27 protein-coding genes are annotated in these 24137 nt (G+C 73.2%); 15 read left to right on the plus strand and 12 right to left on the minus strand.

Annotated elements, in window-relative coordinates:
• Positions 1–243: 243 nt before the first annotated feature.
• Positions 244–1041 carry a maleylpyruvate isomerase family mycothiol-dependent enzyme gene (locus ACZ597_RS08785; protein WP_471326874.1) on the minus strand — a complete coding sequence of 266 codons (798 nt, stop codon included), beginning with the start codon at positions 1039–1041 and terminating at the stop codon, positions 244–246.
• Positions 1042–1238: 197 nt separating this feature from the next.
• Between ACZ597_RS08785 and ACZ597_RS08790 the strand changes: the two genes are divergently transcribed.
• Positions 1239–1853 (plus strand): PadR family transcriptional regulator, encoded by a 615-nt coding sequence (locus ACZ597_RS08790; protein ID WP_471326877.1) that lies wholly within the window; start codon positions 1239–1241, stop codon positions 1851–1853.
• Between the two features lie 102 nt (positions 1854–1955).
• On the opposite strand, the gene ACZ597_RS08795 is transcribed toward ACZ597_RS08790, so the two are convergent.
• Positions 1956–2384 (minus strand): type II toxin-antitoxin system Rv0910 family toxin, encoded by a 429-nt coding sequence (locus tag ACZ597_RS08795; RefSeq protein ID WP_471326880.1) that lies wholly within the window; start codon positions 2382–2384, stop codon positions 1956–1958.
• A 170-nt stretch (positions 2385–2554) separates the two neighbouring features.
• On the opposite strand from ACZ597_RS08795, the gene ACZ597_RS08800 reads away from it, so the two are divergent.
• The gene (locus ACZ597_RS08800; RefSeq protein ID WP_471326882.1) at positions 2555–3517 is read left to right on the plus strand and encodes an EamA family transporter; all 963 of its coding nucleotides are present in this window, start codon (positions 2555–2557) and stop codon (positions 3515–3517) included.
• Positions 3518–3754: 237 nt separating this feature from the next.
• Positions 3755–4744 carry a DMT family transporter gene (locus tag ACZ597_RS08805; protein WP_471326884.1) on the plus strand — a complete coding sequence of 330 codons (990 nt, stop codon included), beginning with the start codon at positions 3755–3757 and terminating at the stop codon, positions 4742–4744.
• Here the strand turns inward: ACZ597_RS08805 and ACZ597_RS08810 are convergent.
• The gene (locus ACZ597_RS08810; protein ID WP_471326886.1) at positions 4726–5394 is read right to left on the minus strand and encodes a pyridoxamine 5'-phosphate oxidase family protein; all 669 of its coding nucleotides are present in this window, start codon (positions 5392–5394) and stop codon (positions 4726–4728) included. The genes ACZ597_RS08805 and ACZ597_RS08810 overlap by 19 nt on opposite strands.
• A 37-nt stretch (positions 5395–5431) precedes the next feature.
• Here ACZ597_RS08810 and ACZ597_RS08815 point away from each other — a divergent pair, with 37 nt between their 5' ends.
• Entirely contained in the window at positions 5432–6763 is a 1332-nt protein-coding gene (locus ACZ597_RS08815) for an aminotransferase class I/II-fold pyridoxal phosphate-dependent enzyme (RefSeq protein ID WP_471326888.1), read from the plus strand.
• A gap of 90 nt (positions 6764–6853) precedes the next feature.
• On the opposite strand, the gene ACZ597_RS08820 is transcribed toward ACZ597_RS08815, so the two are convergent.
• Positions 6854–7819 (minus strand): DMT family transporter, encoded by a 966-nt coding sequence (locus tag ACZ597_RS08820; RefSeq protein WP_471326890.1) that lies wholly within the window; start codon positions 7817–7819, stop codon positions 6854–6856.
• A 74-nt stretch (positions 7820–7893) separates the two neighbouring features.
• Here ACZ597_RS08820 and ACZ597_RS08825 point away from each other — a divergent pair, with 74 nt between their 5' ends.
• Positions 7894–8811, plus strand: a complete 918-nt coding sequence (locus tag ACZ597_RS08825; RefSeq protein ID WP_471326893.1) for a LysR substrate-binding domain-containing protein — start codon at positions 7894–7896, stop codon at positions 8809–8811.
• 112 nt (positions 8812–8923) lie between these two features.
• On the opposite strand, the gene ACZ597_RS08830 is transcribed toward ACZ597_RS08825, so the two are convergent.
• Positions 8924–9400: a pyridoxamine 5'-phosphate oxidase family protein gene (locus tag ACZ597_RS08830; RefSeq protein ID WP_471326896.1), complete on the minus strand. Its 477-nt coding sequence runs from the start codon at positions 9398–9400 to the stop codon at positions 8924–8926.
• Positions 9401–9476: 76 nt separating this feature from the next.
• Between ACZ597_RS08830 and ACZ597_RS08835 the strand changes: the two genes are divergently transcribed.
• The 8 genes from ACZ597_RS08835 to ACZ597_RS08870 all read left to right on the plus strand — a co-directional run bounded on the left by ACZ597_RS08835 (position 9477) and on the right by ACZ597_RS08870 (position 16177).
• Entirely contained in the window at positions 9477–10091 is a 615-nt protein-coding gene (locus ACZ597_RS08835) for a cysteine hydrolase family protein (protein WP_471326899.1), read from the plus strand.
• A gap of 18 nt (positions 10092–10109) precedes the next feature.
• Positions 10110–10955, plus strand: a complete 846-nt coding sequence (locus ACZ597_RS08840) for a HipA family kinase (protein WP_471326902.1) — start codon at positions 10110–10112, stop codon at positions 10953–10955.
• Positions 10952–11335 carry a DUF3037 domain-containing protein gene (locus ACZ597_RS08845; RefSeq protein ID WP_362472697.1) on the plus strand — a complete coding sequence of 128 codons (384 nt, stop codon included), beginning with the start codon at positions 10952–10954 and terminating at the stop codon, positions 11333–11335. The genes ACZ597_RS08840 and ACZ597_RS08845 overlap by 4 nt, the downstream gene beginning before the upstream one ends.
• A 136-nt stretch (positions 11336–11471) precedes the next feature.
• A complete protein-coding gene (fabG, locus tag ACZ597_RS08850) occupies positions 11472–12233 on the plus strand; it encodes a 3-oxoacyl-ACP reductase FabG (protein ID WP_471326905.1) in 762 nt (253 codons plus the stop codon).
• Between the two features lie 34 nt (positions 12234–12267).
• Complete coding sequence (locus ACZ597_RS08855; protein WP_471326908.1) at positions 12268–13029, plus strand: SDR family oxidoreductase; 762 nt, start codon at positions 12268–12270, stop codon at positions 13027–13029.
• A gap of 152 nt (positions 13030–13181) precedes the next feature.
• Positions 13182–14765, plus strand: coding sequence for an ABC transporter substrate-binding protein (locus ACZ597_RS08860; protein ID WP_471326911.1), 1584 nt, complete (start codon positions 13182–13184; stop codon positions 14763–14765).
• Positions 14766–14889: 124 nt separating this feature from the next.
• Positions 14890–15558 carry a uracil-DNA glycosylase gene (locus ACZ597_RS08865; protein ID WP_471327944.1) on the plus strand — a complete coding sequence of 223 codons (669 nt, stop codon included), beginning with the start codon at positions 14890–14892 and terminating at the stop codon, positions 15556–15558.
• 133 nt (positions 15559–15691) lie between these two features.
• Positions 15692–16177 (plus strand): hypothetical protein, encoded by a 486-nt coding sequence (locus tag ACZ597_RS08870; protein ID WP_471327946.1) that lies wholly within the window; start codon positions 15692–15694, stop codon positions 16175–16177.
• A 64-nt stretch (positions 16178–16241) separates the two neighbouring features.
• Here the strand turns inward: ACZ597_RS08870 and ACZ597_RS08875 are convergent, their stop codons facing one another.
• Together ACZ597_RS08875 and ACZ597_RS08880 are read right to left on the minus strand one after the other, a co-directional pair.
• Positions 16242–16790 (minus strand): hypothetical protein, encoded by a 549-nt coding sequence (locus ACZ597_RS08875; protein WP_471326913.1) that lies wholly within the window; start codon positions 16788–16790, stop codon positions 16242–16244.
• 108 nt (positions 16791–16898) lie between these two features.
• On the minus strand, positions 16899–17420 hold the full coding sequence (locus tag ACZ597_RS08880) for a DinB family protein (RefSeq protein WP_471326916.1): 522 nt from the start codon (positions 17418–17420) through the stop codon (positions 16899–16901).
• A gap of 84 nt (positions 17421–17504) precedes the next feature.
• On the opposite strand from ACZ597_RS08880, the gene ACZ597_RS08885 reads away from it, so the two are divergent.
• Positions 17505–18416, plus strand: coding sequence for a Gfo/Idh/MocA family protein (locus tag ACZ597_RS08885; protein ID WP_471326919.1), 912 nt, complete (start codon positions 17505–17507; stop codon positions 18414–18416).
• Here ACZ597_RS08885 and lnt read toward each other — a convergent pair.
• The 5 genes from lnt to ACZ597_RS08910 all read right to left on the minus strand — a co-directional run bounded on the left by lnt (position 18355) and on the right by ACZ597_RS08910 (position 22470).
• Complete coding sequence (lnt, locus tag ACZ597_RS08890; RefSeq protein ID WP_471326921.1) at positions 18355–19899, minus strand: apolipoprotein N-acyltransferase; 1545 nt, start codon at positions 19897–19899, stop codon at positions 18355–18357. The two genes, ACZ597_RS08885 and lnt, sit on opposite strands and share 62 nt — an antisense overlap.
• A 105-nt stretch (positions 19900–20004) precedes the next feature.
• A complete protein-coding gene (locus tag ACZ597_RS08895) occupies positions 20005–20466 on the minus strand; it encodes a nuclear transport factor 2 family protein (RefSeq protein WP_471326924.1) in 462 nt (153 codons plus the stop codon).
• Between the two features lie 68 nt (positions 20467–20534).
• Entirely contained in the window at positions 20535–20711 is a 177-nt protein-coding gene (locus tag ACZ597_RS08900) for a hypothetical protein (RefSeq protein ID WP_362472667.1), read from the minus strand.
• A 115-nt stretch (positions 20712–20826) separates the two neighbouring features.
• Positions 20827–21705, minus strand: coding sequence for an undecaprenyl-diphosphate phosphatase (locus tag ACZ597_RS08905; RefSeq protein ID WP_471326927.1), 879 nt, complete (start codon positions 21703–21705; stop codon positions 20827–20829).
• Positions 21706–21753: 48 nt separating this feature from the next.
• On the minus strand, positions 21754–22470 hold the full coding sequence (locus tag ACZ597_RS08910; protein WP_471326929.1) for a TVP38/TMEM64 family protein: 717 nt from the start codon (positions 22468–22470) through the stop codon (positions 21754–21756).
• A 429-nt stretch (positions 22471–22899) separates the two neighbouring features.
• On the opposite strand from ACZ597_RS08910, the gene tuf reads away from it, so the two are divergent.
• Complete coding sequence (tuf, locus tag ACZ597_RS08915; protein WP_471326932.1) at positions 22900–24081, plus strand: elongation factor Tu; 1182 nt, start codon at positions 22900–22902, stop codon at positions 24079–24081.
• Positions 24082–24137 lie beyond the last annotated feature (56 nt).

A 24137-nucleotide genomic window follows, 5' to 3' on the forward strand; every position in this document is an offset into this window, starting at 1 on the left:
TCCCGGCAGCTCGCATGCGGGATCCGCGCTGCATCGCCGAACGACCGGGGGTCGGTCTCGACGCGGAACCGCCTGGCCGCTGGATGACGGAGAGCGAGCCGGTCGGCGGTTGCCCGGCTGCCGACGTACTCGTGTCCGATCGTGCGGAGGCCGTGAGTTCGAGCTCGGGCCAGGCTGGCGGTCGGCTTGGGCGAAGGACCGTTTCCCACGGCTCCAGGCGCGGCCGACCGCCTCCGTTACGTCCTAATGCTCCGGCTCCCAGGCGCGGAGCAGGTCGAGCAGCCCCGCGTCTCCGTCAACGCGCAGGGATTCGGCCGGGATGCGGTCGTACAAGTAGATGATCAACTCGCTGGCCGTACCGTGGACGGAGACGCCGGCCGCGTCCGAGTCCTCGCCGGTCGCGGCAGTGGGCGCGGGGACGCGGGCGGAGCGGGCGCCGTCGCCGTCGACCGTGAGGCGCCAGGAGCGGCCCTCGGCGGCGTGGAAGTCGAAGGTCGCGGGCTTGTGCGGCCAGGCGCTGGGCGATGCGACGCAGGTGAACAGGAACTCCTCCACACCGTCGAGGGCGACCTCGGTCGGCAGCGGCTGCGCGGCGCCCGCGGCGAGCTGGGCGTCGTAGGTGTGCACCGCGCTCTCCTGGACCCGGTGCCGGGCGACTCCGCCGGCGGTCCGCGGCGTCTGCAGGTCACTCCACCAGGCCCAGCAACCGCTCTCCGGTCCTGCCTCGCGCAGGGCGGTCAGCAGAAGCTGCGTCGACGCGGCCAGCCAGGCCAGCAGGGCCTCACGCTCCTGCGGCACTTCCAGGGCGGCGCGCGCGGCGACGGCCTCGGCCGGGGGGCCGTCGGCGGGCCCCGCGCCGACGATGGCGGCCCAGAAGCGGTCTCCCCCACCCAGGTGCTTCACCAGATCGGACAGCGTCCACTCGGGGCAGGTCGGCACCTGTGCGTCGAGGCTGGGCGCGGCGGCGACCGTGTCGCGGAAGGCGGTCGACCGTTCGTCGATCAGTCGCAGCAGGTCAGAGAACTCAAGATTCTTTTCCACGCCGGATGTCTATCACCGTGCTCCGGTGATCGGGCAGTGACTTTTTTCGGTCGCCGCTGGTCAGCCGCGGGCAGGACGGCTGTCGGCGACAGTTTCCGATATATCGTTGACGCATCGCGATGGATCAGTGATAGTGAAGGAGTCGAAACGACGACTGTCATGACGGACATGGCGGGGATGGCGAAAGGAGCGCAGTGATGCGTTCACACGGACAGCACGACCACGGACACGACCACGGACGGGGCCACGGCCACTGCGGGCCGGACCGTCGGGAGGAGTTCAGGGGGCTGCGCGCCGCTTTCGGTCCGTTCGGGCCGCCCTTCGGGGGCGGGCCCTTCGGCGGGCGGGGCGGACGCGGCGGACCGCGCGGGCGGGCCAGGCGGGGCGACGTGCGCGCCTCGATCCTGGCGCTGCTCGCCGACCGGCCGATGCACGGCTACGAGATGATCCAGGAGATCGGCGAGCGCAGCGGCGGGGCCTGGAAGCCCAGCCCCGGCTCGGTCTACCCGACCTTGCAGCTGTTGGAGGACGAGGGGCTGATCACCAGCGCGAGCGAGGGCGGCAAGAAGCTGTTCACGCTCACCGACGCCGGCCGCACCGAGGCCGAGTCGGGCCCGGACGCCCCCTGGGCGGACGCCGGGCGCGGCTTCGACTTCGAGGCGATGCACGAGGTCCGTGCCGCCGCCGGCGGTCTGATGGAGGCCTTCGGGCAGGTCTTCAAGACCGGCTCGCCCGAGCAGCGGGAGAAGGCCCTCACGGTCGTCAACGACGCCCGCAAGAAGCTGTACCTGATCCTGGCCGACGAACACTGAGGCAGGACGCGTGCCCGCCGGGACGCGTACCGGCCGGGCACGCGCAGGCGCGCCCCGCGAGTCCGCTCGCGGGGCGCGCCTCGTCGTGCGTCCGGGCCGGGGTCAGGCGACCAGGCCGGCCAGTTTGCGCAGGGACTCGTTCAGCGCGGCCGTCGCGGAGTCCTTGAGCTTGCCCGCCATCAGCGAGACGGCGGCGCCCGTGAACTCCCCGTCGATGCGTACCTTCGTCGCGCCGCCGTCGGCGGTCAGCGTGTAGCGGGTGAGCACCGCGACGCCCATCGGGCCCTTGCCGGTGATGGCGAAGACGCGCTGCTCCTCCAGTTCCGAGATCGTCCACAGGACCTCGGCGGGGAATCCCATCATCTTCATGTTCTCGCTGAAGGTGGATCCGACCGCGAGGGTCTCGGGACCGCCCTTCGGGAAGTTCGTGTGGGTCATGCTCCACTGCCCGTACGCGTCCCAGTCCGTCAGCTGGGCCCAGAGCTTCGCGGCGGGCGCCTCGATGCGTGATTCCGCGGTGACTTCAGCCATGCGTCCACCCCTTCTCGTCGGGTACGTGCGGCGGAAGGTAGCCCCGGCGGGCGGAACATACAAGACTGACGACCTGTCAGATACGGGGGGTCCCGGCCGGATGATCTCGGGTGTGTCTCAACAGGTGTCTCGCGGATGACGCTCCTGTCCGGCCCTGCCATGATGGGCCGATGCAAGCGTCAGGTAAGAACGCCGGACTGGGCCTCGCCCTCGTCTCGGCATGCGCGTTCGGCGGTTCGGGTGTCGCGGCGAAGCCGCTGATCGAGGCGGGTCTCGACCCGCTGCACATGGTGTGGCTCAGGGTGGCCGGGGCGGCCCTGGTGCTGTCCCCGCTGGCCTGGCGGCACCGGTCCCTGGTGCGCCGCAAGCCCCTGCTGCTGGCCGGCTTCGGACTGGTCGCAGTCGCGGGCGTGCAGGCCTTCTACTTCGCCTCCCTGTCGCGGATCCCCGTGGGCGTGGCCCTGCTGCTGGAGTACCTGGGCCCCGCCCTGCTGCTCGGCTACATCCGCTTCGTGCAGCGCAAGCCGGTGACCCGCGCGGCCGCGGCCGGGGCGGCGGTGGCCGTCGTGGGGCTGGCCTGCGTGGTCGAGATCTGGGCCGGGCTGAGCCTGGACCTGTTCGGGGTGCTCCTCGGCCTCGCGGCCGCCTGCTGCCAGGCCTTCTACTTCGTCTTCGCGGACCAGGGCGCCGACGCGGAGGACGCGCCGGACCCGCTGGGCGTGATCGCGCACGGCATGATCGTCGGCGCCCTGGTGATGACCGTGATCGCCCGCCCCTGGCAGATGGACTGGCAGGTGCTGGCCGGGAACGCCGCCATGGGCGACCTCCGGGTCCCGGCACTGGCGCTGCTGGGCTGGGTGGTGCTCGTCGCCACCGTGTTCGCGTACCTGACCGGCGTGGTCTCGGTGCGCAAGCTCTCGCCGCAGGTCGCGGGCGTGGTGGCCTGCCTCGAAGCGGTCGTCGCGACCGTGCTGGCCTGGGTGCTGCTCGGGGAGCAGCTCTCCGGCCCGCAGGTGCTGGGCGGCGCGCTGGTGCTCGGGGGCGCTTTCATCGCGCAGTCCTCGCGGCCCGCGCCCGTTGTTGCGCAGGAGGCGCCGCTGCCCGTGCAGGACCGGGAGCCGACCAGCGCCTGAGGGCCGGAAGGGGCGGAGGGCGGATTCCGGTCCGGGGTGGTCCGCGCGGTGGATGCCGCGTAGGGTGCTGACCATGCCTTCGACCGTGCTTTCCGCCGTTCTTCCGCCTCCCGCCGCCTAGCGCGGGCGGCTGCCACCAGAACGGAAGACCCGCCCGGGGAGTTCCCGGGCCGGTACGCGCTGCCCGCGAAGCGATGACCTCCTGTCCTCGTCCTTCACGCATGCGCGGAGAAACACGTGTCGAACCACTCGCCCGCCGCCGGGCGCAGCCTGCTGTACCTCGTCGTCGCCGGAGCCGCCTGGGGCACCGCCGGGGCGGCCGCCTCCCTCCTCTTCCTGGCCAGTGACCTCGGTCCGCTCGCCCTGTCCTTCTGGCGCTGCGCCGGCGGGCTGGCGGTGCTGCTCGGGGTGCTCGCCGTACGCCGCCGCCCCGCGCGGGCGGCGCGGCCCGCGCGGCCTTCGGCGGCTTCGCTGATCGCCACCGGGCTGATGTTCACCCTGTTCCAGGCCGCCTACTTCGGGGCCGTGCGGGAGACCGGCCTGGCCGTCGGCACCGTGGTCACCCTCGGGGCGGGGCCCGTGCTGATCGCGCTCGGCGGCCGGTACTGGATGGGCGAGCGGCTGGGCCGGGGCGGAGTGACCGCCGTCGGCGGTGCCCTGGCGGGGCTGGCCGTACTGGTACTGGGCTCCGGGGGCGGTGAGGTGCGGCCGCTCGGGGTCGGCTGGGCGCTGCTGTCGGCCGCCGGGTACGCGGCGATGACGCTGCGGGCGCGGTGGCTCGGGCGGCGCGGGGCCGGCGGGGACCCGCTGGTCACCACCGCGTGGTCGGTGGCGGTGGGCGCGGTGTGCCTGCTGCCGCTGGCGGCGGTGGAGGGGCTGCTGCCGCACACCGCCGAGCCGGCGCGGGTGCTCTGGCTGCTGGTGTACGTGGCCGTGGTGCCGACGGCGCTCGCGTACGCGCTGTACTTCACCGGGGCGGCCGCGGTGCGCGCCGCGACGGTGTCGGTGGTCATGCTGATCGAGCCGGTCAGCGCGGCGGTGATCGCCGTCGCGGTGCTCGGGGAGCGGCTGACCGGCGCGGTGGTGCTGGGCACCGTACTGCTGCTGGCGGCCGTGGGGGCGCTGATCGCGGCCGAGGCGCGCCGGCCCGCGGGCGGGTTGCGCCGCGGGGCCGGCGGCGGGCCGCAGGACCGGCCCGCCCATGAGCCTCAGAGCGCGCTGATGTAACCCGGGACGGCGATGCCGGGGGCCAGGCCGGCGGCCGGGACGGGGGTCCCGTACGCCGGTGCCACCGGGACCACGCCCGACCAGTGGGGCAGGTCCAGGTCCTCGGCGTCGTCGTTCGGACCGCCCGTGCGGACCTTCGCGGACACCTCGTTCAGGTCGAGCCGGATCACCGCCGTGGCCGCCAGCTCCTTGGCGTTGGCGGGCCGGGAGTCGGTCGAGCGGCCGGGGACGACCTGGTCGACCAGGGCGTCCAGGGCGGTCCGGCACTCCTCCTCGTCCGTCACCTGGTAGGCGGTGCCGTGCACGACCACCGAGCGGTAGTTCATCGAGTGGTGGAAGGCGGACTTGGCCAGCACCAGGCCGTCGACGTGCGTCACCGTGAGGCAGACCGCGAGGCCCGGGTCGGCCTTCCCGGCGGCCAGCAGCGGGCGCGAGCCGGTGGAGCCGTGCACGTAGAGGGTCTCGCCCACCCGGCCGTACAGCGTGGGGAGGACCACCGGCGCGCCGTCGCGGACGAACCCGAGGTGGCACAGGTAGGCCTGGTCGAGTATCGAGTGCACCGTCTCGCGGTCGTAGCGCGCCCGCTGGCGGGCGCGGCTCGGGACGGTGCGGTCGGTGGGCTCGTAGTCGGCGACGGTGGCGGCGCTCATGGTGCGTACTCCATTGCACTAGTGCATAATGTCGTTTGTGCTAGGAGAGTATCTGATCAGTGGGCGTCGCGCATCGGAAATCGCGGCCAGTGTCGAAACGGGCGTCGGATCCGGCGCCCTTGCCCCGGGGGCGCTGCTCCCTCCGATGCGGGAGCTCGCGGCCGCGCTGGGGGTGAACCCCAACACCGTGGCCGCCGCCTACCGGACCCTGCGCGAACGCGGGGTCATCGAGACCGACGGGCGGCGCGGCAGCCGGGTGCGGGCCCGCCCCGCGACCGCGCCGCGCGACGTGCTGCGGATGCCGGTGCCCGAGGGCGTGCGCGACGTCGCGCAGGGCAACCCGGACCTGTCGCTGCTGCCCCCGCTGGACGGGGCGCTGGCCGCCGCCGCCCGGCGGTACGCCGAAGCCCCGACCCTGTACGGCCAGGACCCGGTGCTCCCCGGCCTCGCCCGGCTCGCCCGCGCCGGCTTCGAGGCCGACGGGGTCCCGGCCGGGGCCCTGGCGGTGACCTCGGGGGCGCTGGACGGCATCGAGCGCGTGCTCGCCGCGCACCTGCGGGCGGGGGACGCGGTGGCCGTCGAGGACCCGGGCTGGGGGAGCGTGCTGGACCTGGCCCCCGCGCTCGGCCTGCGGGTGGTCCCGGTGGCCGTCGACGACGACGGGCCGGTGCCGGAGGCGGTGGCCCGGGCGCTGGCGGAGGGGGCGCGGGCCCTGGTGGTGACGGCCCGCGCGCAGAACCCGACCGGCGCCGCCGTCTCCGCGGCCCGGGCGGCGGAGCTCAGGGAGCTGCTGGCCGGCCGTCCGGATGCGCTGCTCATCGAGGACGACCACGGCCACGGGATCGTGGACCTGCCGCTGTGCACGCTCGGCGGGGTGACCCGGCACTGGGCGCTGATCCGCTCGACGGCGAAGGCGTACGGCCCGGACCTGCGCCTCGCGGTGCTCACCGGCGACGCGGTGACGATGGACCGGGTCCGGGGGCGGCAGCGGCTGGGGCCGGGGTGGGTGAGCCGGCTGCTCCAGTACGCGGTGGTCGAGCTGTGGACCTCCGGCGCCGTGGACCGGCGGGCCGTCGCGCGCTCGTACGGGCTGCGGCGGGACGGCCTGGTCGCCGCGCTCGCGGAGCGGGGGGTACGGGCGCACGGCCGGAGCGGGATGAACGTGTGGGTGCCGGTCGCCGACGAGACGGCGGTGGTCACCCGGCTGCTGGCAGCCGGCTGGGCGGTCCGCCCCGGGGCCGGCTACCGCGTCCAGGCGGGCCCCGGGGTGCGGATCACCGTCTCCGGGCTGGACCCGGCGGAGGTCGGGGGGCTGGCCGACGCGGTGGCCGCGGCGGTCCGCCCGGCCGCCGGGTGGCGCTTCGACTGAGACGGGCCCCGCCCCCGCGCGAACGCACCCGCCCCCGCCGCGGAGTGCGGTGGGGGCGGGGCACGGGACGGTGCCGGGCGGCCGGGCCCGTCAGGCGGTCCTGCGCGGCGCGGACCGGGCCTGGGTCAGGGCCGCGCCCGCCAGCACGATCGCCGCGCCGACCGGGGTGTTCCAGTGCAGCTGCTCGCCCAGGACCAGGACGCCGGCGGTGGTGGCGATGACCGGGATGAAGTACGTGACCATCTGCGCGGTGGTCGGCCCGATCTCCGACACCAGCCCGTACTGCATCTGCAGCGCCATCCCCGTGCCCAGGGCGCCCAGCGCGACCACCGAGAGCGTCGGCCACAGCGGGAAGCCGGCCGGAGCCGAGGTGAAGAGCGCGCTGACGGCGGCCAGCTGGGCGGTGGAGGCCATGAGCTGGGCCCCGGTGAGCGCCACCGGGGAGCCGGGGGTGCCGGCCAGGGTGCGGCGGACGTAGATCCAGCCGATCGGGTAGGAGAGCGCGGCCAGCAGGGCCAGCGCGGTGCCCTTGGCGTCGATGCCCGCGAAGCCCTGCCAGGCGCCGAGCACCGTCAGGACGCCCAGGAAGCCGAGGCCCAGCCCCGCGAAGCGGCGGCGCGTGGGGCGGTCCTCGGACAGCGCCACCAGCGAGAGCGCCATGCCCCACAGGGGGGAGGTGGCGTTGCAGATGCCCGCCAGGCTGGAGGGGATGCTCTGCTCGGCGTAGGCGAAGAGCGAGAACGGGACGGTGTTCAGCAGGAGCGCCGCCACCGTGAGGTGGCCCCAGGTGCGCGGGCCGCGCGGGAGCGGCTCCCGGCGCACCAGCAGCACCGCCAGCAGGGCGAGCGCCCCGAAGAACACCCGGCCGAGGGCGACCTGGAAGGGTGCGAACGCCTCGGTGCCCACCTTGATCAGGAGGAAGCTGAACCCCCACACCACCGAGAGGAGGCCGAACCGCAGGCGCCAGTCCAGGCGGGCGGCACCGCCGGTGCCGCGGCGGGTCGGCTGCCGTACGGGGGAGTGGACGGTGGGGCGGGAGGTGGTCGGTGCGCTCATGTGGTTCACTCTGCTGCGCCCGACCTCGTAGAACAAGCGAGAGTTCCTTCGGTGGAAGGCGTAGCATCGCTTACATGTTGAACCTGGAGCGCCTGCGCACCCTCGACGCCCTCGCACGCCACGGCTCGGTCAGCGGTGCGGCGGGCGGCCTCCATGTGACCACGTCCGCGGTCTCCCAGCAGATGGCCAAGCTGGAGCGGGAGGTCGGCCAGCCGCTGCTCGCCAAGAACGGACGCGGGGTCCGGCTCACGGACGCCGGACGGCTGCTCGCCGACCACGCCGCACGGATCATCTCCCAGGTGGAGCTCGCGCAGGCCGATGTGGAGGCCCAGCGGGGCTGCGCGGTGGGGGAGTTGCGGATCGGGGCCTTCCCCACCGCCATGCGGGGGCTGCTTCCCCGCGCCCTCACCGCCCTGCGGGCCGGCCATCCCGAACTGCGGGCCCTGGTACGGGAGCGGGAGCCCGAGGAGAGCATGGCGGCCGTCGTGCGCGGCGACCTGGACATGGCCCTGGCCATCGACTGGCACAACAAGCGGATGCCGGTGCCGGCCGAGCTGTCCCGCGCCCACCTCCTGGACGACGCCGCCGACATCGCGGTCCCGGCGGGCCACCCGCTGGCCGGCCGCGCCCAGATCTCCCTCGGCGACTTCGCCGACGACGACTGGATCTCGTGGAACGAGGGGCAGTTCTGCCACGAGTGGCTGGTGTTCACCCTGCGCGGCATCGGGGTCGAGCCGCGCATCGCGCACATCGCCGAGGAGCACCACACCCAGCTGGCCTTCGTGGAGGCCGGACTGGGCGTGTGCGTGACGCCCCGGCTGGGCCGCGGGCCGGTGCCGCCCGGGGTGCGGCTGCTGCCGGTGAGCGACACGGTCCGCCGCCACGTGTACGTCGTCTGGCGGACGGACGCGGGCCGCCGGCCCTCCATCAGGGCGGCCGTCGCGGCCCTGACCGAGGCGGCCGCGGAAGTCCAGGGCGCGCCCTTCGGGTAGTGCCGGGCCGGCGTTGTCCGGGGGCCCGCGCCCGCCGGACGGAGTCCGGCGCAGCGGCGCGAAGTCGGGGAGGCCCGCCAGGGCCGGGTCGCGCGAGCGGCGCGTCAAGAGGTCAGATCTTGCGGAAGTCCCAGGACACCACCGATTCCGGCGTGAGCCGGATCCAGGCGTGCCGGCCGTCGTGCGGCATCTCCTCGATCCCGAAGTTCTTGACCGGGAAGATCCGTTCCGGCTCCAGCAGCTCCGGGCAGGGCTCGCCGGTGCGCGGCGCCTCGCCCACGAAGGCGGCGCGGCCGGACAGCTCGACCCCGCGCAGTTCCCCGTACTCCTCGCCGGCGTCCACCACGACCGAGATCCGCGGGTCGGCCCGCAGGTCGGCCCAGCGGCGGCTGCGGGTGATCGAGTACAGCCACAGCGAGGTGCCGTCCCAGGCGAACCACAGGGCGCCGACGTGCGGGCGCCCGTCCGGGGAGACCGTGGCCACCCGGCAGGTGCGCCGCTCCCGCAGGAACGCGTCCACCTCCTTGTCGCTCATCATGATCCGCCGGCCCCGCCGCTGCGCCGTCCGCGCGCCCGTGTCCTCGTCCATCCGTCCCGCACCCCTTCACATCTGACTGTGTGTCAGGAATCATGCGTGCTCATCCGTCGCCGCGCCAGGGGGAGTCATGCCGGAACTCGATCCAGCCACCACCGCGCTGCTCACCGTGGAGTGCCAGAACGGTGTGGTGGGCGAGGAGAGCGCCCTGCCCGAGCTGGCGAAGGAGGCCCGCGCCTCCGGGATGCTGGACCGGGTGGCCGCGCTCGTCGAAGCCGCGCGCGGGGCCGGCGTGCAGGTGGTGCACGCGGTCGCCGAGCGGCGGCCCGACGGGCTCGGGGCCAACACCAACGCACGGCTCTTCCGGGCCGCCGGGAAGCTGCCCGTACGGCAGCTGGCCGGCAGCCCCGCGGTGCGGGTCGCCGCCCCCATCACCGTGGACGGGCGCGACCTCGTGGTCCGCCGGCTGCACGGGCTCTCGCCGATGGCCGGCACCGACCTGGACGCCCTGCTGCGCAACCTCGGGGTCCGCACCCTCGTCGTCACCGGGGTCTCCTCGAACATCGCGATCCCGAACACCGTCTTCGACGCCGTCAACCTCGGCTACGAGGTCGTGGTCCCGTCCGACGCCATCGCCGGGGTGCCCGCCTCCTGCACCGCCGAGGTGATCCGCAACTCCCTCGCGCTGGTGGCCGCCGTCACCACGGCCGAAGCCCTCCTCAATGAGTGGGCTCCGCCGCGCTGACGCCCGTAACCTGGGCGGATGCTGTCCGAAGTGATCGCGACCCGCTACGTCACGCCCTTGCGTGAGGGCGGCTCGCTCCCGGGGATCGTCGAGGCCGACGATCTCGGTACCTACGTCATGAAATTCACCGGAGCCGGCCAGGGCCGCAAGACCCTGGTCGCCGAAGTGGTCTGCGGGCGCCTCGCCCAGCGGCTGGGGCTGAGGGTCCCGCGGCTGGTGCAGATGCAGCTCGACCCCGTCATCGGGCTCGCCGAGCCCGACCAGGAGGTCCAGGAGCTGCTCAAGGCGAGCGGCGGGCTCAACCTCGGCATGGACTACCTGCCCGGCTCGATCGGCTTCGACCCCCTCGCGTACCGGACCGACCCGGTCGAGGCGGGGCGCGTCGTCTGGTTCGACGCGCTGGTCAACAACGTCGACCGGTCCTGGCGCAATCCGAACATGCTGGTCTGGCACGGGGACCTGTGGCTCATCGACCACGGCGCCACGATGATCTGGCACCACAACTGGCCCACCGCCCAGGCCGCCGCGGCCAAGCCCTACAACGCCTCGGACCACGTCCTGGCCCCCGTCGGCCCGGACATCGCGGCGGCCGCCGCCGAGCTGGCCCCGCGGGTCACCGAGGAGCTGCTCACCGAGGTCACCGCCGACGTCCCCGACGAGTGGCTCGTCGACGAGCCGGGCTTCGACTCCACCGACGCGGTGCGCCGCGCCTATGTGCAGGCACTGCTGCCGCGCGCCGCCACGATCCACGAGAGGATCACCATGGAGGCCGAGGCCAGGCAGCGGTCCGGTCCGCCGGGCTGGCTCGCCGAGCGCCTCCCTCCCCAGTCGGACAAGAACAAGCAGAAGAGCGGCGACGAGTGACCAAGCGGGACGTGTTCGAATACGCGCTGGTGCGCGTGGTGCCCCGGATGGAGCGCGGCGAGTGCTTCAACGCCGGAGTCATCGTCTACTGCCGGGCGCACTCCTACGTCGCCGCGCGCACCCACCTCGACGAGGCGAAGCTCCTCGCGCTCGACCCCGGGGCCGACGTGGCCGGGGTGCGGGCCGCGCTGCGCGGGGTCGAGGGGCTGTGCGCGGGCGGCGAGGAGGCCGGACAGGCGGCGGGCGACGACGCGGGGCGCAGGTTCCGCTGGCTGATCGCCCCCCGCAGCACGGTGGTGCAGCCGGGACCGGTGCACACCGGCCTGACCGCCGATCCCGCCGCCGAGGTGGAACGCCTGCTGGAGCTGCTGGTCCGCTGATTTCCGGGCGGGTCCGCGCCGCTGCCGCCGGGAGCCGTTGACACGGGGTGCCAGGGCTCCTAGCGTCTCCTCAGCTGAGGCTACTAAGCGGTTGCTCACCTCCGGGCGGCCGTTTCTCAAGGGCGAGGAGAACAGCATGTCCACCACCGAGCAGCGCGTCGCCATCGTGACCGGGGCGGCCCGGGGCATCGGCGCGGCCACCGCGATCCGGCTGGCCGCCGAGGGCCGGGCGGTCGCCGTGCTCGACCTCGACGAGGCGGCCTGCAAGGACACCGTCGAGGCGATCACCGCGGCCGGCGGCAAGGCCCTCGCGGTCGGCTGCGACGTCTCCGACGCCGCCCAGGTGGAGGCGGCCGTCGAGCGGGTCGCGAGCACCCTCGGCGCCCCGACGGTCCTCGTCAACAACGCGGGCGTGCTCCGCGACAACCTGCTCTTCAAGATGAGCGACACCGACTGGGACACCGTCATGAACGTGCACCTGCGCGGCGCGTTCCTGATGGCGAGGGCCTGTCAGAAGCACATGGTGGAGGCCAAGTTCGGCCGCGTCGTGAACCTCTCCAGCAGCTCGGCGCTCGGCAACCGGGGCCAGGCCAACTACGCCGCCGCCAAGGCAGGCCTGCAGGGCTTCACCAAGACCCTGGCGATCGAGCTCGGCAAGTTCGGCATCACCGCCAACGCCGTAGCGCCGGGCTTCATCGTGACCGAGATGACCGCGCAGACCGCCGCCCGTGTCGGCATGGGCTTCGAGGAGTTCCAGCTGGCCGCCGCCTCCCAGATCCCGGTGCAGCGCGTGGGCCGTCCGGACGACATCGCCAACGCCATCGCCTTCTTCACGGGCGAGGACGCCGGCTTCGTCTCCGGCCAGGTCCTGTACGTGGCCGGCGGCCCGCTCAACTGACGGTCCCACGAGAGGCGAGAGGCGGGCGTACGACATGACGGACAGCGGCATCGACAGCGGCAAGGTCGCCCTGGTCACCGGGGCGAGCCGGGGCATCGGCTACGGGATCGCCGAGGCGCTGGTCGCCCGGGGCGACCGGGTCGTGATCACCGGGCGCAACGAGGACGCGCTCAAGGAGGCCGTGGAGCGGCTCGGCGCGGACCGGGTGATCGGGGTGGCCGGGAAGGCGCACGACGAGGACCACCAGGCCCTCGCCGTGGAGCGGGCGATGGAGGTCTTCGGCCGCGTCGACTTCCTGGTCAACAACGCGGGCACCAATCCGGTCTTCGGGCCGATCGCGGACCTGGACCTCGGGGTGGCGCGCAAGGTCTTCGAGACGAACGTGATCTCGGCCCTGGGCTTCGCCCAGCGGACCTGGCACGCCTGGCAGAAGGACCACGGCGGGGCGATCGTGAACATCGCCTCCATCGCCGGGGTCTCCGCCTCGCCCTTCATCGGGGCGTACGGGATGAGCAAGGCCGCGATGATCAACCTGACCCTCCAGCTGGCGCACGAGATGGCACCGGCGGTGCGGGTCAACGCGATCGCCCCGGCGGTGGTCAAGACCAGGTTCGCGCAGGCGCTCTACGAGGGCCGGGAGCAGGAGGCCGCGGCGGCCTACCCGCTCGGCCGGCTCGGGGTCCCGGAGGACATCGGCGGAGCCGCCGCATTCCTGACATCTGCACAAGCGGAATGGATCACCGGACAAACTCTCGTCGTCGACGGGGGAATGTTCCTCAATGCCGGTGTGCACTGACCGATAACCGGACGCATTTGCCTCCAGATGGGAGGCAAATGCGTATCGAATCGGGCCGAAATCGGTCAAGTGCCTCACGAAACCTACCCATTGGATTTGTGAGGCACTGCGGTAGGGTCTGCCGCACCCCTGGCTGATCGAGGAGCGTGCACGTGTTCAACCGGACCAGATGCCTGCAGATCGCTGCGGCCGTTGCGTCCATATCCCTGCTCGCAGGATGCGGCCTGTTCTCGGACGACGGTGACGCCGCCGCGAAGCGCATCACCGTAGGCACGATGAGCGCGCCCAGCACCCTCGACCCGGCGGCGGCCTGGGACGGCTCCTGGGAGCTCTACCGCAACGTCTACCAGACCCTGCTGGCCTTCCCCACGGGCAGTACCAAGCCCCAGCCCGACGCGGCCCAGAACTGCGAGTTCACCGACTCGGCGAACACCGCCTACCGCTGCACCCTGCGCAAGGGCCTGAAGTTCTCCGACGGCGAGGTGCTGGACGCCAAGGCGGTCAAGCACTCCCTCGACCGGATCAAGACGATCAACCACATGTCCGGTCCCGCCGGTCTCTTCAACAGCCTCGACAAGATCGAGGCGCCGGACGCGCTCACGGTCGTCTTCCACCTGAAGACCCCCGACGCGACCTTCCCGTACGTGCTGGGCTCCCCGGCGGCCTCCCTGGTCGCGCCGAAGGAGTACCCGGCCAACAAGGTCCGCGACGACGGCAAGGTCATCGGCTCCGGCCCCTACGTCCTCACCTCGTACACGGAGGGCGGCGAGGCGGTCCTCGGCCGCAACGAGAACTACACCGGCTTCGCCAACCGCCACAACGACGGCGTGACGATCCGCTACTTCTCCGACTCGAAGAAGATGATCGCGGCCCTCAAGGGCAAGGAGATCGACGCCACCTACCGAGGCCTCTCCGCCGCGGAGATCAAGGACCTCCAGACCCCCGCCTCGCACGCCCAGGGCGTGCAGGTCGTGGAGAACGTCGGCGCCGAGATCCGCTACCTGGTCTTCAACCCGAACGACCCGCAGGTCAACAAGCAGGCCGTGCGCCAGGCGATCGCCCAGGTCATCGACCGCGGCGCCATCGTCTCCAAGGTCTACCAGGGCACCGCCGAGCCGCTCTACTCGATGGTCCCCAAGGGCGTCGTGGGCCACAAGACGCCCTTCTACGACATGTACGGCAACCCCGACGTCGCCAAGGCCAAGAAGATCCTCACGACCGCCGGGATCACCCAGAAGGTGGAGCTGACCTTCTGGTACACCACCGACCGCTACGGGGCCTCCACCGCCGACGAGTTCACCGAGATCAAGCGCCAGCTCGACGAGAGCGACCTCTTCAAGATCAACCTGCGCGGCCAGCCGTGGAAGACCTTCCAGGAGGGCTACCAGAAGGGCCAGTACCCCGTCTTCGGGCGAGGCTGGTTCCCCGACTTCCCGGACCCCGACAACTTCATCGCGCCGTTCGTCGGCAAGGAGAACGCGGTCGGCACCCCGTACGAGCCCACGCAGATCCTGAACGAGCTGCTGCCCAAGTCCCGCCGCGAGGGCGACCGGTCCGCGGGCGTCAGGGAGTTCGAGGCGGCCCAGCAGATCTTCGCCCAGGACGTCCGGCTGCTGCCGCTGTGGCAGGGCAAGCTGTACGTCGGCGCGCGCGAGGACATCGCAGGCGCCGAGCGGGCCCTGGACCCGCAGACCGCCATGCAGATGTGGGAGCTGTACCGCAAGACCAGCTGGTGATCGCGGCGGTCCCGCCGGCCCCGGTGGTTCCGGCGGGACGCCCGGGTGGTGGCGTTGTCAGTGGTCCCCGGTAGGTTCGGATCAGTTGCACGAACTTGTACCGGAGGTTGTCGACGTGACCCAGATGCTGCCCGAGTCCTGGCTCCCCGTCCTCGGCGGGGAGCTGGACCAGCCCTACTTCAAGGAACTCACCGAGTTCGTCGAGAAGGAGCGGGCGAACGGGCCGGTCTACCCGCCCCGCGAGCAGGTCTTCGCGGCCCTGGAGGCCACGCCGTTCGACAAGGTGAAGGTCCTGGTCCTCGGCCAGGACCCCTACCACGGCGCCGGCCAGGGACACGGCCTGTGCTTCTCCGTGCAGCCCGGGGTCAAGACCCCGCCCTCGCTGCGCAACATCTACAAGGAGATGAAGGAGGAGCTCGGCCTGCCGGTCCCGGACAACGGGTACCTGATGCCGTGGGCCGAGCAGGGCGTCCTGCTGCTCAACGCCGTCCTCACCGTCCGCGAGGCCGAGCCCAACTCCCACAAGGGCAAGGGCTGGGAGAAGTTCACCGACGCGGTCATCCGCGCCGTGTCCGACCGCCCCGACCCGGTCGTCTTCGTGCTCTGGGGCGCATACGCCCAGAAGAAGATCCCGCTCATCGACGAGGAGCGGCACGTGATCGTCAAGGGCGCCCACCCCTCGCCGCTGTCGGCGAAGAAGTTCTTCGGCTCCCGGCCCTTCACGCAGATCAACGAGGCCGTCGCCGCGCAGGGCCATGAGCCGATCGACTGGCGGATCCCGGACCTGGGCTGACACCACACCGCGCCTCGGCGCCAGAGCCGGTGCCTCCGGCTAGCTTCTTGATGATCGGACCGGACAGGTCCGGCGGAGCGAGCCGGAGGTCCCGTTGACGGAGAAGCAGCAGGAGGCGTCGGAGGACGCCGTCATGACCAGGATCGGCCAGGCCGTCATCCTGCTGCACGCCGGGGACCGCGAGGAGGCCCGCAACCGGCTCGGTGAGATCTGGTCCGAGATCGGCGAGGAGGGCGACTCCCTCCACCGCTGCACCCTCGCGCACTACCTGGCCGACGCCCAGGACGACCCCGCCGACGAGCTGGCCTGGGACCTGCGGGCGCTGACCGCCGCCGACTGCCTCGGCGAGCGGCTCGGGGAGGCGCTCCCCGGGCGGGGCGAGCCGCACCCGGCCGTGCGGGTGTTCTACCCGTCGCTGCACCTCAGCCTCGCCGCCGACTACGCCAAGCTGCGCCGGCCCGAAGAGGCCCGGGTCCACCTCGCGCGAGCCCGGGCGGCCACCGGAGCGCTGTCCGACGACGGGTACGGGAACGGCGTGCGGGCCGCCATCGCCCGCCTGGAGCGCCGGCTGGCGGCGGAGGCGGGCCCGGGGCCCCGCCCGTTCCCCGAGCAGTCGTAGGGAGCCACGCCGCCCCTGCGCGCCCCGGGGACCGTACGGGTTCCCTACGGGTTCCGTACGGGCTTCAGCCGCCCTCGGCGCCCTCGACGCCCGCGCAGATCCGGGCCTCCGGGCCGTCCGGGTCCCAGTTCCCGTGCCGGCGGCCCAGCGCGCACACGTCCGCAGGCCGCACCGGCAGCTCCCGCGCCAGCCCGGGCGGCAGCTGCGCCTGCGGCCCCTTGGCGTGCGCACGGCCCTGCGGGCCCCCCTCGCCGTGCCCGGCCGGCTCCGCCGGCACCGGGATGTCGGGGACCCCGGGGGCGGCCTGTGCGGCCCCGCCGCCCTCGGCACGCGGCCCGGGCACCGTGCGCGCCGCACCCCGGCCCGCGGCCGTCGGGGCCGACGGGCGCACCCCCTCGCGGGGCACCGCCTTCAGCGCCTCCAGGGCGGGCGCCTGGACGACCACGGGCAGCGCCCCCGGCCCGCCGCGCGGCTCGTGCCGGGGCGGCAGCCCGGCGGCGCGGGCCGCCTCCGGGCCCGTCCGCGCGGGGTTGACGTTCACGCAGCCGGAGACGGCCGAGACGGCACAGACGGCTCCGAGGAGCAGCTTCGTCGAGGTTCGGGTTGGATGCACCCGCGCAACTCTGCTGTGCGAGCACCCCGTTGCGAAAACCCTGAGCCGATATTCACCCCGCACGGGTGACGCGTAGGGGATGTCCGGCCGACACCGGACCGGGCCCGGCTACTCGCCGGTGACGCCGTCGATGTGCTCGCGCAGCAGGTCCGCGTGCCCGTTGTGGCGGGCGTACTCCTCGATCATGTGGGTGTAGACCCAGCGCAGGCTGAAGACCTCCCCGCGGTGGTGGCTCTCGGCGTCGGACACCGCGTCCAGGGAGCGGTCCGCGGCCGCCTCCCGGGCCAGCTCGACCTCGGTCCGCCAGACCTGCTCGGCCGAGGCCCAGGTGTCCCCGTCGGTGAACTCGAAGTCGCCGTCCCGGTTTTCCCGGGTGCTGTACAGGTCGGGCAGGTCCGCGCCGAGGCTGATCTCCCGGAACCAGTACCGCTCCACCTCCGCCATGTGCCGCACCAGGCCCATCAGGCTCAGTGCGGAGGGAGCGAGCGGGGCGAGGCGCAGCTGCTCCTCGGAGAGGCCCTCGCACTTCCAGGCGAGGGTGGAACGGTGGTAGTCGAGCCAGCCGTCCAGCATCTCCCGCTCGCCGGCGGTGGTGGAGGGTTCGGGGCGGTGCGATCCGTTGGAGGTCATGGTCCACATCCTGGACGAACGCGCCCCCTCCCACCAGGGATTAAGCTGCCGCTGTCCCATACGGCACATACCAGGAGGCTCCCGGTGAAGGTCGGCGTCATCGGACTCGGCGACATCGCGCAGAAGGCGTACCTGCCCGTCCTCACCACCCGCCCCGGGATCGAGCTGCACCTGCAGACCCGTACCCCGGCCACCCTCGAACGGATCGGAGACATCCACCGCGTACCGCCGCAGCGCCGCCACACCACGCTGGACTCCCTGCTCGCCGAAGGCCTCGACGCCGCCTTCGTGCACGCCCCGACGGACACCCACCCGGTGATCGTGGAGCGGCTGCTGGAAGCGGGCGTGGCGACCTACGTGGACAAGCCGCTGGCCTACGAGCTGGCCGACTCGCGGCGCCTGGTGGAACGCGCGGAGGAGCTCGGGGCCGGTCTCTTCGTCGGCTTCAACCGCCGCCACGCGCCCGGCTACACGCTGTGCGCCGACCACCCGCGCGACCTGATCGTCATGCAGAAGAACCGGGTCGGGCTGCCCGAGGACCCCCGCACCCTGGTCCTGGACGACTTCATCCACGTCGTCGACACCCTGCGCTTCCTGCTTCCAGGCGAGGCCGACCACATCGACGTCCGGGCCGTGGTGCGCGAGGGGCTGATGTCCCAGGTGGTGCTCCAGATGTCGGGCGACGGGTTCACCGCCCTGGGGATCATGAACCGGCGGTCCGGGTCCGCCGAGGAGGTCCTGGAGGTGTCCGGCCAGGACTCCAAGCGCCAGGTCGTCAACCTCGCCGAGGTCGTCGACCACCGGGGCCAGCCCACCGTGCGCCGGCGCGGGGACTGGGTGTCCGTGGCCCGACAGCGCGGCATCGAGCAGGCCGTGGACACCTTCCTGGAGGCCGTGGAGAGCGGCAAGGTGCTCAGCGCCCGGGACGCCCTGCTCACCCACGAGCTGTGCGAGCGGGTGGTGCTGACGGCTCTGGAGCAGGCCTCCCCGGCCTGACCGCCCGTACGCCCCGGGTCGCGCAGTACAGCACCAGCGCGGCCAGGGAGGCGCCCGCGGGCCAGTTCCCGAAGCGGACGAAGGGGGTCGTGCCCCGGGCGAGCGGCACCTCGTACACGGCCGCCGTACTGGCCGAGGTGGGCAGCGCGGGCCCGGTCCGGCCGCCCGAGGGCCCGTACACCGTACTGACGCCGGTCAGGGTCGCATGCACCACCGGGCGGCCGGTCTCGGCTGCGCGCAGGGCCGCCAGGGAGGCGTGCTGGGCCGGTGCCCAGCTCTCCTGGAAGGTCGAGGTCGCCGACTGCGCGACCAGCACCCCGGCCCCCTCGCGGACCAGGTGCCGGCTCATGTCGGGAAAGGCCGACTCGAAGCACACCAGCGGGCCCAGCCGCGCCCCGCCGGGCAGGGGCATCACCACCGGGGCCGCGCCGCGCATCCGGTCCTCGCCCGCCGCCTTGCCGACCGAGGTGGCCCAGCCCAGCACCGAGCGGGCCGGAACGTACTCCCCGAAGGGGACCAGCCGCATCTTGTCGTACCGGTCACCGGTGGGGCCCTCCGGCCCGACCAGCACCGAACTCTTGTAGATCCCGGGCCGGTCCGAACGCCGGGCGTCCACGTTGACCAGCAGCGGGGCGCCGAGCTCCGCCGACAGGGCCGCCAGCCTCCGGGACAGGTCGGGCCGCGCCGCCAGATCCGCCCCGACACTGCTCTCGCCCCACACCACCAGGTCGGGGTGCGTCCCCGCCAGACCCCTCGTGAGGCGCTCCCCGGTGTCGAACCGCCGCTCCGCGCCGTCCGCCCCGCCCACCAGGCCCGGCTGCACGACGGCCACGCGCAGCCCGCCCGACACCTCGGGACGCGGCAGCCACAGCCACACCACCCCGGTCAGCACCGCACACCCCGCCACCGAGGCCACCGCCGGAACCCGCGCCCCCGGCACCGCCACCAGCAGTACCACCGCACAGTTCAGCGCCACCACCAGCAGGCTCACCAGCCACACCCCGCCCAGCGAGGCCAGCCGCAGCGCCGGCGGCACCTCCCACTGACTCGCCCCGAGCAGCCCCCAGGGCCCGCCCAGCCCCTGCCAGGACCGGGCCAGCTCCGACAGCAGCCACCCCGCCGGTACGAGGACCAGCCCGGCCGCCGCCCGACCCGGGCCCGGCGCCCCGCCGAACGACTCCCGCACCAGCAGCGCCCAGGGGATCCAGAGCAGCCCCAGCAGCACGGCGAGGGGGACCAGGAACACGTGCAGGCTGGGCAGCAGCCAGTGGTGCACCGCCACGATGAAGCCCGCACCGCCCAGCCAGCCCTCCAGCGCTGCGCGCCGCCCGGTGGGTGCGGAACGCAGCAGGAGCATCCAGGGCACGAGGGCGACGTACGCCGCCCACCACAGCCCCGGCGCCGGGAAGGCGAGGCAGGGCAGCGCCCCGGCGGCCACCGCGGCCGCCGCACGCCGCCACCGGGTCCGCTTCGCGAGCAGCATGACGCGCCTCCGCTTCCAGTGTGGGACCGCCCCCGGCCGGGCGCGGCCGGGGCAGGACCCGGGCGGGGGCCCGCCCAGGGCCCAGGGGGTGGCTCAGGGGGTGGCTCAGGCCGACGTGTGGCGCCACTTCTCGTGGACCGTGACCCCCGTGAGCCGCCAGCCGTCCGCGGTGCGGGCGAGGGTGAAGGCGTAGCGCCCGGCCGCGACGAAGTTCGGGGCCGTGGCCGGGTCGTCGGGGCCGGCCAGCCGCATCGGGTTCAGGAAGTCCGCCCGTACCCGCGCCGAGTCCCCGGGGGAGCCGTCCCGGTCCTCCAGCCGGATCAGCCGGTTGACGATCAGGTGCTGGCGCACCGGGAAGAGCCCCATGGTCTCCGCCAGCCAGTCGGCGACCTCCGCGGCCGGGCCCTCGACCCCGCCCGCCGAGCTGTAGTCGGCCCGTCCGGCAGGCGTGAACAGGGCCCGGTAGGCGGCCCAGTCCCCGTCGTCGACGGCCGCCGCGTACCCCGACACCACCTCGTCGATGGCGAGACGGTCCATCACGGTCGCCAAGTCCACACGCTGCGTCATCGGGTCAGTGTGGGGCTGCGGGGCGACGAGGCCAAGGGGCGTGCGGCCATTGATCCGCACGGCGCCGATCAGTGACCGGAATGCGCCTCCCGTTGCCGGATCACGACCAGGAACGCGTCGGTGGCCAGGTCCATCACCACCTCCGCCGGCACGCCCTCGCGCATCCGCTGCGCCGCGTACTCCTCCGCGGGCCAGCTCCCCCGCGGACTTCCCGCCGGAAAACGCTCAAGTACCACCCGGCCCATGGGACACCCCCTGCTGCTCGCCTTCAGGTCTCTGCGGGGACAACGACGCGGGGGCCGCCCGGGAACGTTCCCGGGCGGCCCCCGCGTCGAGTTCAGGCCATGGGCCGGAGGGGGGCTAGGAGCCCGACTCGCCCGCGTGCGGGCTGAGCACGCCCATGCCGATGAGTACGAACAGCGCGATGCCGAGCAGGATCCGGTAGACCACGAACGGCATGAAGCTCTTGGTGGAGATGAACTTCATGAACCATGCGATGACCGCGTAGCCGACGAAGAAGGCGAGCACCGTGGCGAAGACCGTCGGTCCCCAGAAGATGTGTCCGGGGTTCTCGACCACGTCCTTGATCTCGAACGCGCCGGAGGCCAGCACGGCCGGGATGGCCAGGAGGAAGGAGTACCGGGCCGCCGCCTCGCGGGTGAAGCCCAGCAGCAGACCGCCGGAGATCGTCGCGCCGGACCGGGAGACACCGGGGACGAGCGCCATCGCCTGGCACAGACCGAAGACCAGGCCGTCCTTGACGCCCAGTTCGCGGAGCGTCTTGCGCTGCTTGACCACGCGGTGCCGGCCGCCCTCCTCGTCGCGCGAGGCCAGCCAGTCGGCGAAGCCGAGGACGAGGCCCATCACGATCAGGGTGGTCGCGGTCAGCCGCAGGTCACGGGCCGGGCCGGTGATCTGGTCCTTGAACGCCACGCCGAGGACGCCGATCGGGATCGAGCCGACGATGACCAGCCAGCCCATCTTGGCGTCCTGCTCGGAGCGCAGCGCCTTGGTGAACAGGGAGCGGAACCAGGTGGAGATGATCCGCCCGATGTCCTTGCGGAAATAGATCAGCACGGCGGCCTCGGTGCCGATCTGGGTGATGGCCGTGAAGGCCGCACCCGGATCGTGCCAGCCGGCGAAAGCCGCGGTCAGCCGCAGGTGGGCACTGGAGGAGATCGGGAGGAACTCCGTGAGCCCTTGGACGAGACCGAGGATTAGGGATTCGAACCAGCTCATGTCGGGGTGCGCTCGTCCTTGTGATCGTCGGGCAGTTCGGGTCCGATGCTAGGGCCCGTGGGGAGCCGCCGTGACCACTGGGGGGTGCCCGGGGGAGGGCTCGGCCGCGGCGGCGGGCGCCAGCCGGTGCCGCTTGCGCCAGGCGACCGTCGCCGCGACCGCCCCGGAGACGGCGATGAAGCCGAACGAGACCAGGAACGCGGGCGATCCGGGGGAGGAGGCGCTGGCGCCGGCGATCACGTACGCGGCGGTGTTGGGCACCGTCCCGAGCGCCGTCGCGAGGAGGAAGGGGAGCCAGCCGCAGCGGGAGACGGCGGCGAGGTAGTTGGCCGCGGCGAAGGGCACCCCGGGAAAGATCCGGACCGCGAGCATCGAGCGGAAGCCGTGCCGGCTCAGCTGGCTGTCGGCCGCCTCCAGCCAGCGCCCGCGCAGATACGGACGCAACGCCTCCTGCCCCATGGCCCGGCCCAGCCCGAAGGCGAGCCCCGCGCCGACCACGGTGCCGCCGACGGCCGCCACCAGCCCGAACTGGGATCCGAACACCGCCCCGGCGGCGAGGTTGAGCAGCGGCCGGGGCACGAACGCGGCGGTGCACACCCCGTACGCACCCGCGAACAGCAGCACCCCCGTACCCACCGGCAGTCCGGGCGGCCAGCCCTGCGACAGCAGCCGCTGGGGCTCGTAGAGCAGTACGCAGACCCCGGCCGCGACCAGCAGCACGACGAGCAGCGCCAGCCGGGCCATCGGCGCGAGGAGGAGGGACATCCGGGGAGACTAACCGACACATATGGCGCCCCGCCGTAATCCAGACCTCATCCAGACCTCATCCAGACCTCATCCAGACCTCATCCGGGCCCGTCCGGGCCCCGTCCGGGCCCCGTCCGGGCTTCTTCCAGGAGACCTCCGGCCCGCGGCGCGGATAAATCGTTCGACGCCGCCCCGGCCCTCCGGCAGGATCTGGGGCATGTCCCGGTACGCCTTCCCCGCAGCGCCGTCCGCAGTCGCGGACGCGCCGAAGGCTGCCGTTCCCGCCTCCCCGGCCGTCGCCCTCGCAGAGGCGTTCGCCGCAGCGGCACCCGCCGCTTTCGACGGCGCACGAAGCTGACCCTTCCCGGATCGTCCGGCGGACCCCACAGGGGGAGGGTCGGCTGAACCCAGGGGTCCCGATCGAGCTTCGAGCCACGGGAAGAGATCATGGCCAAGACGGCCTTCGCCCGCACCAAGCCGCACCTCAACATCGGCACCATGGGCCACGTCGACCACGGCAAGACCACCCTCACCGCCGCCATCACCAAGGTCCTCGCCGAGCGAGGCGGCGCCTCCTTCGTACCGTTCGACCGCATCGACCGGGCCCCCGAGGAGGCCCGCCGCGGCATCACCATCAACCTCACGCACGTCGAGTACGAGACCGACACCCGGCACTACGCCCACGTCGACATGCCCGGCCACGCCGACTACATCAAGAACATGGTCACGGGCGCGGCCCAGCTAGACGGGGCGATCCTCGTCGTCTCCGCCCTCGACGGGGTCATGCCCCAGACCGCCGAGCACGTCCTGCTCGCCCGCCAGGTCGGCGTCAACCACATCGTGGTGGCCCTCAACAAGGCCGACGCCGGCGACCCCGAGCTGACCGACCTGGTCGAGCTGGAGGTCCGCGACCTGCTCTCCGCGCACGGCTACGGCGGCGACTCCACGCCGGTCGTACGGGTCTCCGGGCTCGGCGCGCTGGAGGGCGACCCGCAATGGACCGGCGCGATCGAGGCACTGCTCGACGCGGTGGACACGTACGTGCCGATGCCGGTGCGGTACACCGACGCGCCGTTCCTGCTGCCGGTCGAGAACGTCCTGACCATCACGGGCCGGGGCACCGTCGTCACCGGCGCCGTCGAACGCGGCACCGTCCGGGTCGGCGACCGGGTCAGCGTCCTCGGGGGCGACGGCGAGCCCGTCGAGACCGTGGTCACCGGCCTGGAGACCTTCGGCAAGCCGATGGAGTCCGCGGAGGCGGGCGACAACGTCGCGCTGCTGCTGCGCGGGGTCCACCGCGACGGGGTGCGCCGCGGGCACGTCGTCGCGGCGCCCGGGAGCGTGGCGCCGAGCCGGCGCTTCACCGCGCAGGTGTACGTGCTCTCGGCGCGCGAGGGCGGGCGCACGACGCCCGTCTCGACCGGCTACCGGCCGCAGTTCTACGTCCGGACCGCCGACGTGGTCGGGGACGTGGACCTGGGAGAGGCGGCGGTGGCCCGGCCCGGGGAGACGGTCGCGATGACCGTCGAGCTGGGCCGGGACGTGCCCCTGGAGGCGGGGCTCGGCTTCGCCATCCGCGAGGGCGGCCGCACGGTCGGCGCGGGGACGGTGACGGCCGTCCTCGGCTGAGTCCCACCCCGGCGTGGTGACGGCGGTCCCGCTGAGCGAGACTGCCGTCACCACGG

It is taken from the genome of Streptomyces sp. NPDC040718 (assembly GCF_055593565.1).

Excerpts from the sequence above, each read along its gene's own strand:
- ACZ597_RS08830 (WP_471326896.1), bottom strand. The coding sequence starts at position 9,400 with ATGGACGAGGACACGGGCGCGCGGACGGCGCAGCGGCGGGGCCGGCGG.
- ACZ597_RS08880 (WP_471326916.1), bottom strand. The coding sequence starts at position 17,420 with ATGACCTCCAACGGATCGCACCGCCCCGAACCCTCCACCACCGCCGGC.
- ACZ597_RS08835 (WP_471326899.1), top strand. The coding sequence starts at position 9,477 with ATGCCGGAACTCGATCCAGCCACCACCGCGCTGCTCACCGTGGAGTGC.
- ACZ597_RS08895 (WP_471326924.1), bottom strand. The coding sequence starts at position 20,466 with ATGACGCAGCGTGTGGACTTGGCGACCGTGATGGACCGTCTCGCCATC.
- ACZ597_RS08790 (WP_471326877.1), top strand. The coding sequence starts at position 1,239 with ATGCGTTCACACGGACAGCACGACCACGGACACGACCACGGACGGGGC.
- ACZ597_RS08905 (WP_471326927.1), bottom strand. The coding sequence starts at position 21,705 with ATGAGCTGGTTCGAATCCCTAATCCTCGGTCTCGTCCAAGGGCTCACG.
- ACZ597_RS08855 (WP_471326908.1), top strand. The coding sequence starts at position 12,268 with ATGACGGACAGCGGCATCGACAGCGGCAAGGTCGCCCTGGTCACCGGG.
- tuf (WP_471326932.1), top strand. The coding sequence starts at position 22,900 with ATGGCCAAGACGGCCTTCGCCCGCACCAAGCCGCACCTCAACATCGGC.
- ACZ597_RS08910 (WP_471326929.1), bottom strand. The coding sequence starts at position 22,470 with ATGTCCCTCCTCCTCGCGCCGATGGCCCGGCTGGCGCTGCTCGTCGTG.
- fabG (WP_471326905.1), top strand. The coding sequence starts at position 11,472 with ATGTCCACCACCGAGCAGCGCGTCGCCATCGTGACCGGGGCGGCCCGG.
- ACZ597_RS08810 (WP_471326886.1), bottom strand. The coding sequence starts at position 5,394 with ATGAGCGCCGCCACCGTCGCCGACTACGAGCCCACCGACCGCACCGTC.
- lnt (WP_471326921.1), bottom strand. The coding sequence starts at position 19,899 with ATGCTGCTCGCGAAGCGGACCCGGTGGCGGCGTGCGGCGGCCGCGGTG.
- ACZ597_RS08800 (WP_471326882.1), top strand. The coding sequence starts at position 2,555 with ATGCAAGCGTCAGGTAAGAACGCCGGACTGGGCCTCGCCCTCGTCTCG.
- ACZ597_RS08840 (WP_471326902.1), top strand. The coding sequence starts at position 10,110 with ATGCTGTCCGAAGTGATCGCGACCCGCTACGTCACGCCCTTGCGTGAG.
- ACZ597_RS08865 (WP_471327944.1), top strand. The coding sequence starts at position 14,890 with ATGCTGCCCGAGTCCTGGCTCCCCGTCCTCGGCGGGGAGCTGGACCAG.
- ACZ597_RS08900 (WP_362472667.1), bottom strand. The coding sequence starts at position 20,711 with ATGGGCCGGGTGGTACTTGAGCGTTTTCCGGCGGGAAGTCCGCGGGGG.
- ACZ597_RS08825 (WP_471326893.1), top strand. The coding sequence starts at position 7,894 with ATGTTGAACCTGGAGCGCCTGCGCACCCTCGACGCCCTCGCACGCCAC.
- ACZ597_RS08870 (WP_471327946.1), top strand. The coding sequence starts at position 15,692 with ATGACCAGGATCGGCCAGGCCGTCATCCTGCTGCACGCCGGGGACCGC.
- ACZ597_RS08820 (WP_471326890.1), bottom strand. The coding sequence starts at position 7,819 with ATGAGCGCACCGACCACCTCCCGCCCCACCGTCCACTCCCCCGTACGG.
- ACZ597_RS08795 (WP_471326880.1), bottom strand. The coding sequence starts at position 2,384 with ATGGCTGAAGTCACCGCGGAATCACGCATCGAGGCGCCCGCCGCGAAG.